The sequence below is a fragment of the Ruminococcus sp. MCC718 genome (genome assembly GCF_018783905.1).
GTDB lineage: Bacteria > Bacillota > Clostridia > Lachnospirales > Lachnospiraceae > Hominisplanchenecus > Hominisplanchenecus faecis.
The window spans coordinates 1-291 of record NZ_WQNP01000039.1 but is presented as its reverse complement, the minus strand read 5'-3'; the positions used below and the strand labels follow the sequence as shown (position 1 = coordinate 291).

1 protein-coding gene is annotated in these 291 nt (G+C 33.3%); it reads left to right on the top strand.

Annotation, left to right across the window (positions count from 1 at the left end; all coding sequences use genetic code 11):
* Window positions 1-195: 195 nt before the first annotated feature.
* A partial coding sequence (locus tag GPK60_RS05075; RefSeq protein WP_215659008.1) for a helix-turn-helix domain-containing protein occupies window positions 196-291 on the top strand: 96 nt, incomplete at its 3' end.

The window sequence follows — 291 nt, the reverse complement described above, 5'->3', positions numbered from 1 at the left end:
AAGATTGTAAACCTGATGAAGAGCTATACAACATACCATATATGAAAAAGTTATCCCCAATATTTACGAAAACAATTCTGAAAAGAACATACCTTTTGGACAGATGGATATTTTGCCTGTAGTGTAGGAAATGTATCGGAAGAAATGCTGAAGAGATATATAGGAAATCAAGGTTGAGAAAGAGGGTGACAGTGGATGTTAAAGGCATATCAATATAGAATATATCCAAATAATGAGCAGAAAATACAGATCGCAAAAACATTTGGCTGTTGCCGTTTTGTATATAATCAG